This window comes from Streptomyces botrytidirepellens, assembly GCF_003721215.1.
Lineage (GTDB): Bacteria > Actinomycetota > Actinomycetes > Streptomycetales > Streptomycetaceae > Streptomyces > Streptomyces himastatinicus.
This window is the reverse complement of the sequence record NZ_RIBZ01000679.1, coordinates 1-6,304: the sequence shown is the minus strand read 5'-3', so window position 1 is coordinate 6,304 and position 6,304 is coordinate 1. Positions and strand designations below refer to the sequence as shown.

The window sequence follows — 6,304 nt, the reverse complement described above, 5'->3', positions numbered from 1 at the left end:
GGGGCGCCGCGGGGCGCCCCGCCCGGGCTTCGGCGGACAGCGAAGCGATCACCGTCTAGCGTCAACCCCATGAGACTTCCCTCAGGCAGCGAACAGGAGGTGGCGGCGTGACGCCGTGGGAGATGGTGGCCGTCTTCGCGGCGGGAGTGGGCGCGGGTGGGATCAACTCCGTGGTCGGGTCCGGGACGCTGATCACGTTCCCCGTGCTCCTCGCCACCGGGCTGCCGCCCGTCACCGCCACGGTGTCCAACGCGCTCGGCCTCATACCCGGCTCCATCAGCGGAGCCATCGGCTACCGCAAGGAGCTGGCGGGGCAGGGGCGGCGGGTGCTGAAGCTGAGCGCCGGGGCCCTGGTCGGGGGCCTCGGGGGCGCCACGCTGCTGCTGACGCTGCCCAGCACGGCGTTCGAGCGGATCGTGCCGACGCTGGTGGGCCTGGCACTGGTCCTGGTCGTGCTCCAGCCGCTGATCTCCAAGAAGGTGCGCGCCCGCCGCGAGGCGAGGCCGCAGGGCTCCGCCCGGCGCGACGTCGGGCCGCTGCTGCTGCTCGGGCTGACGCTCGCCAGCGTCTACGGCGGCTACTTCGCCGCCGCCCAGGGCATCATCTACATGTCCATCATGGGCATGCTCCTCGACGAGCCGATGCAGCGCCTCAACGGCATCAAGAACGTGCTCGCCGCCGTCGTGAACTCCGTCGCCGCGCTGTTCTTCCTCTTCGCCGCCCACTTCGACTGGACGGCCGTCCTCCTCATCGCGGTCGGCTCCGCCCTCGGCGGCATGACCGGAGCCGCGGTGGGCCGCCGCTTCAGCCCGACCGCGCTGCGGGCCCTGATCGTGACGGTGGGGACGGCCGCGATCGTGCAGCTGGTGCTGCGGTGAGCTGCGCGGCTCAGCGGAGGGTGATCGTATTGCCGGTGACGAGCCCCGCCGCGTCGGACGCGAGGAACACGATGGTCTCCGCGACCTCCGCCGGTTCGGCGACGTGGAAGTGGGTGCCGCTCGACGCGACGAACTCCCGCACCTCGTCCGTCACCCAACCGGTGTCGGTCACCGGCGGGTGCACCACGTTGGCGGTGATGCCGAGACCGGCCAGCTCCACGGCGGCGGACAGGGTGTAGTTGGCCTGGGCGGCCTTCGCCGCGCCGTACGAGACCTCACCGGGAAAGCCGAGGTCGCCGCCCGACGTCAGCCCGACGATCCGCCCCCACCCGGCGCCCCGCGCCCGGTGGCGCCGGGCCAGCTCGCCGATCAGCAGGGCCGGTGCCATCGCGTCCACGGCGAACTGCCGCGACCAGGTCTCCGCGGTGACGGGCTGGAGCGGCCGCCCGAACCGGTCGACGGGATCCGGGGTGAAGGTGTCCTGGACCCACCCCGAGGCGTTGTTGATCAGGATGTCGACCGGCCCGAGGCGCTCCTCGGCGACGTCGAAGAGCGTCGCGGGCACGGCGGGGTCGCTGAGATCCGCTTCCAAGGCCGCGGCCCGCCCGCCCGCACGCCGGATCCCCTCCGCCACCTCCTCCCCGCCCGGCCCGAGGTGGGCGCACAGCACCGCGACACCCCGCGCGGCCAGCGCTCCGGCGGTCGCCGCCCCGATGCCGTGGTTCGCTCCGGTCACGATGGCGACATGGTCGGTCCGCGCTGTCTCCCGCATACGGCAAGGACTAGCAAACGACGGCCGCCGGGCGACACCGATTATTCGGCTACTGCAAGTGCGGCACCAGCGCCGTCATCCACATCACGCCCAGCAGCAGGAACGCCAGATACGACCGGGTCGCCCGCCAGGTGTACGTCAGCATCCGGGCCTCCTCCGGGCGGTCGGCGGGATAGCCGATCGGGACGCGGGTGCCGACGTCCGGGGCGGCCCGCGTGGTCAGCAGACGGGTCTCGAACTCGCGGTGGCGGCCGTCGTGGTCGGTGAAGGCCAGGGTCAGCTCGGTGTGGTGGTCCTCGCCCCGGTCGACCACCCGGCGCCCGGTCACCTGCCCCTCCGCCTGCCGGCCGGTCCGCCTCAGCCAGTGCGCCCGGGCGGGGGTCCAGAGCGCGATGGCCAGGAGGAAGACCGTACTGATCGACATGAGCAGGAGGGGCACGAGCGGACACCTTCCGAAACCGCGGCCAAGGGGATCACCGTGAAGGACGCGCCCCCTCGGCGCATCAGTTGCTCCTGCGGTAGCGGACGTATTCGTTCCGGCGCCGGAATCCCACGCTTTCGTAGAGGTCGTAGGAGCGGTGCGGATTGGCCGTGCCCGTGTAGAGGCGGGCGGTCGTCGCCCCCTCGGCGCGGAGGGCGCGCAGTCCGGCGAGCAGGACGGCCCGGCCGAGGCCCAGGCGGCGGAAGTCCGCGTTCACGCTCAGCTCCTCGACCTCGCCGACCGTACGGTCGTGACGGCGCAGCGAGCACAGGGCGACACCGGCCGTCCGGTCGCCCTGCCGGACGGCTCGCCAGCAGGCCGGATCGGCGGTGGCGAGGAAGTCCTCGAAGGTCCAGGTCTCGGTGAAGGGGGTGTTCGCGTAGGAGTCGACGACCGTCTGCCAGGCGGCGCGGTAGTCGGCGGGCCCGACGGGGCCGAGGGTGAAGCCGGGCGGCAAGGGGCGGCCGGGGTCGGGCAGTTGGCGCAGATCGGGCAGCTCCAGCTCGACGAGGCTGAAGACCCGCCGGTAACCGGCGTCCAGCAGCAGCGCGGTGGCGTCCCGCTCGGTGGCCATGGCGTTCGCGCCGAGGACGGCCGTCCGCGCGGTCCCGTGCTGCGCGATGAGGTGGCGGATACGGGTCTCGGCCCAGTCCAGCATGGCCGTGCCGACGCCCCGGCCACGGTGCTCGGGCAGGAGGTGGCCGCGGTGCAGGTACAGCCACGTACCGTCCCGCTCCTCCCACCACCTGAGCGTCACATAGCCGACGACGCTTCCGCCGTGCGTCACCAGCGCCTGGTTGCGGGACGGGTCGTCCAGCGCGGCGGAGGTCTCGGCGATCTCCGCCGCCGTCGGTACGCCCTCCACGACGGAGCGGACGTCGGCCCCGTCCCGTGCCGCACAGCCGCGCCGCACGGCGGCCATGTCCTCGTGGTCCTCGGCACCGCGATACGGCCGTAGCGCGTAGGGTCCATGAGCATGCGGCTACGTCCGGTTGACCACCGCTGCCTGGGGGCGGATGGGGAGGCGGTTGACCGGGCGGCCGGTGGCCGCTCGGACCGCGGCGGCCACCGCCGCCGGGGAGGTGACGACCGGGACCGCGCTGGCCGCCTTCGCCCCGAAGGGGGCCACCACGTCGCGCTCCTCGACCAGTTTGACGATGCGGATGTCGGGGACGTCCACGGCAGTCGGGAGGGCGTAGCCGGTGAGGTCGGGGTGGCGGATGACGCCGCGGGAGGTGCGCAGGTTCTCGGTGAGGGCGGCGCCGATGCCCTGGGCGATGCCCGACTCGATGCGGGTGCGGAGCTGGCGCGGGTTGAGGACCCGGCCCACGTCCTGGGCGACGGTCATCTCCACGACCCGGACCGCGCCGATCTCGATGTCGACGTCCACCACGGCCCGTACGGCGCAGAAGGCGAGGCCGACGAAGGCGTCGCCCTGGCCGGTCTCGTCGAGGGGCTCGGTGGGGTGCGGGCGGCACTGGGCGGTGGCCCACAGCTCCTTACCCTCGAGGGCCTCCTCGACGGTGGTGCTGAGGACGCCGTCGTACGAGGTGATCTTGCCGTCGGCGATGGTCAGCAGCTCGGTGGACATGCCGAACTTGTGCGCCAGCGGCTGGAGCAGCTGGGTGCGGACCATCTTGGCGGCGCGCTCGACCGCGCCGCCCGAGACCCAGGTGTGGCGGCCGCGCGAGGCGGGTCCGGCCGGGGGCTGGTCGGTGTCGACAGGGGCGACGTGGACCTCCTCGATGCCGAGGACGTCCTGCACGATCTGGCGGGCCAGAGTGGTGAAGCCCTGGCCGGTCTCGACGGCCGCGCAGATGACGGTGGCGACCGGCCCGGTGACCTTGACGGTGGCCGTGGACACCTCGTCGGCGCCCTCGGCGCCCAGCATGTGCACCATGCCGAGCGCGTAGCCGACGCCGCGCCGCACCGCGGCCGGGTCGCCCGCGCCCTCGGGGCCGCCGGGCAGCAGCCAGTCGTCCTCGGGGTCGTCGGAGGGGAGGTCGGGCAGCGGGGCGTCCCGGACGGCCTGGAGCACTTCGGCGACCGGCGCCGGGCAGGTGACGGTCTGTCCGGTGGGCAGCAGGTCGCCGGTGGCCATGGCGTTGCGCATCCGGATCTCGGCCGGGTCGAGGCCGAGCTTGGCCGCGAGCTTGTCCATCTGGCCCTCGTACGCGGCGCACACCTGCATCGCGCCCTCGCCGCGGACATGGCCGGAGGGCGGGTTGTTGGTGCGGACCGCCCAGCCCTCGATGAAGGCGTGCGGGACGACGTACGGGCCGCAGGCGAAGGACACCGCGGCGGCCAGGGTGTCCGCCGAGGAGTCCGCGTACGCGCCCGCGTCCAGCAGGATCTGCGCCTCGATCTTCACCAGCTTGCCCTGCGCGTCCGCGTGGTGGCGGTAGCGCAGCAGGGTGGGGTGGCGGTGGGCGTGCCCGAGGAAGGACTCCTCGCGGGTGGCGGCGAGCTTGACCGGGTGGCCGGTGCGCAGCGCGAGCAGCCCGAGCGGCAGCTGCATGCCGGGGTCCTCGCGCTCGCCCATGGCGCCGGGGACGCCGGTGACGACGACCTTGACGCGCTCCGGCTCCAGGCCGAAGCAGGCGGCGGCCAGATCGCGGTCGGCGTGCGGGTCGGTGGAGGCCGTGTAGATCTCCACCCCGCCGTCCGGACGCGGTACGGCGAGGCCCGCCTCGGCGCCGATGGGCGCCGGGTCCTGGCGGCCGATCCGGTACAGGCCCTCGACGATGACCTCGCCGACGACCTCCGGGTCGCCGAAGGACAGCGGGATGTGCCGGACCAGGTTGCCGTCGGGGTGCAGCGGTTCGGCGGCGAACGCCTGCTCGGGGTCGGTGACCGGCTCCAGCACCTCGTACTCGACGGCGATGGCGGCCGCGGCCAGCCGCGCGGTGTCGGGGTGGTCGGCGGCGACGGCGGCGATGGGCTCGCCGTGGTGGCGCACCAGGTCCTTGGCGAACACCGGCCGGTCGGCGACCCGGCGGCCGTGCGATGCGTCACCGGGGACGTCGGCGTGGGTCACCACGGCGTGCACCCCGGGCATGCCGGCGGCCGGGGAGGTGTCGATGGAGACGATGCGGGCATGCGGATGCGGTGAGCGCAACACGGCGGCCCACAGCAGCCCCTCGGCCCACAGGTCGGCCGCGTACGGGAAGGTCCCGGACGCCTTGGCCGTCACGTCGGCGGGCTGGAGCGACACGCCGAGCCCCATGTGCGGCGGCGGGGGTACGGGCGTTCCGGCGGAGGGGGTTGCGGTGACGGCTCCCGCGCCGTCCGCGATTCCGGTCATGATGCCCTTCCCATACCGCTTCCGTTGCCGCCATTCCCCGTGCCGGGCGGACCCGCCTGCCGCGGGATGCGGGCCGGGTCGTGCGCCGCTGCCTCGTCTTCGGCGGCGTCCGCGGCCTCCGCCGCCTCGTCGGCCGCCTCACGGGCCGCCACGACCTCGCGCACGGCGTCGACGACTCCGCGGTAGCCGGAGCAGCGGCACAGGTTGCCGCAGATCGCCTGGCGGGTCTCCTGGTCGGTGGGGGCGTGGTTGCCCTCCAGCAGGTCGTGCACGGTCATCGCGAGCCCGGGCACGCAGAAGCCGCACTGGACCGCGCCGCACTCGGCCAGCGCGCGCTGGACGTCGGAGGGCTGGCCGTCCTGGCCCAGGCCCTCGACCGTACGGACCTCCGAGCCCGCGGCGGTCGCGGCGGGCACCAGGCAGGAGGCGACGAGCCGCCCGTCGACCTGGACCGAGCAGGCGCCGCACTCGCCCTGCGAGCAGCCGTCCTTGGCGCCCGCGAGGCCGAGCCGCTCGCGCAGCACGTACAGCAGCGACTCGCCGATCCAGGAGTCGGTGACGGGCCGGTCGGCGCCGTTGACGTGCAGCACGTACGACGCCTGGGGGTGCTCGCTGTGGGCCGGGTCCAGGACGTCGGCCGGGGCCGCCCGGTCCTCGTCCTCGGCGGGGGCGGGAAGGGGCTCGGCGGGGGCGTCAGGGGCCTCGGGGGCGTCCACCGGGGCCTCGGCCGGGGCGGACTGCTCCGGGACGTCCGTGAACCCCTCCTCGGCCGCGGGCCGTTCGGCCTCGGCCGGGGGGTCGGCCGGAGCCCCGGCCTCGGCCGCGGACTCGCCGGGGGCGTCGGCCTCGGGCCCGTCGGGGACCGGGCT

The 6,304-nt window shown here is 74.5% G+C and carries 6 protein-coding genes; 1 reads left to right on the top strand and 5 read right to left on the bottom strand.

Annotated elements, in window-relative coordinates; translation table 11 throughout:
• Positions 1-107: 107 nt before the first annotated feature.
• Positions 108-878, top strand: coding sequence for a sulfite exporter TauE/SafE family protein (locus EEJ42_RS35550; RefSeq protein ID WP_123106336.1), 771 nt, complete (start codon positions 108-110; stop codon positions 876-878).
• 10 nt (positions 879-888) lie between these two features.
• Here the strand turns inward: EEJ42_RS35550 and EEJ42_RS35545 are convergent, their stop codons facing one another.
• The 5 genes from EEJ42_RS35545 to EEJ42_RS35525 form a co-directional block, all read right to left on the bottom strand.
• A complete protein-coding gene (locus tag EEJ42_RS35545) occupies positions 889-1,650 on the bottom strand; it encodes an SDR family NAD(P)-dependent oxidoreductase (protein ID WP_123106335.1) in 762 nt (253 codons plus the stop codon).
• A 49-nt stretch (positions 1,651-1,699) separates the two neighbouring features.
• Positions 1,700-2,089, bottom strand: coding sequence for a DUF3592 domain-containing protein (locus tag EEJ42_RS35540; protein WP_123106334.1), 390 nt, complete (start codon positions 2,087-2,089; stop codon positions 1,700-1,702).
• Positions 2,090-2,153: 64 nt separating this feature from the next.
• Positions 2,154-3,053, bottom strand: coding sequence for a GNAT family N-acetyltransferase (locus EEJ42_RS35535; protein ID WP_123106333.1), 900 nt, complete (start codon positions 3,051-3,053; stop codon positions 2,154-2,156).
• Between the two features lie 60 nt (positions 3,054-3,113).
• Positions 3,114-5,435 carry a xanthine dehydrogenase family protein molybdopterin-binding subunit gene (locus tag EEJ42_RS35530; protein WP_123106332.1) on the bottom strand — a complete coding sequence of 774 codons (2,322 nt, stop codon included), beginning with the start codon at positions 5,433-5,435 and terminating at the stop codon, positions 3,114-3,116.
• Positions 5,432-6,304, bottom strand: an 873-nt coding sequence (locus EEJ42_RS35525) for a (2Fe-2S)-binding protein (RefSeq protein WP_148082142.1), incomplete at its 5' end; no start/stop codon positions are given. The genes EEJ42_RS35530 and EEJ42_RS35525, both read right to left, overlap by 4 nt.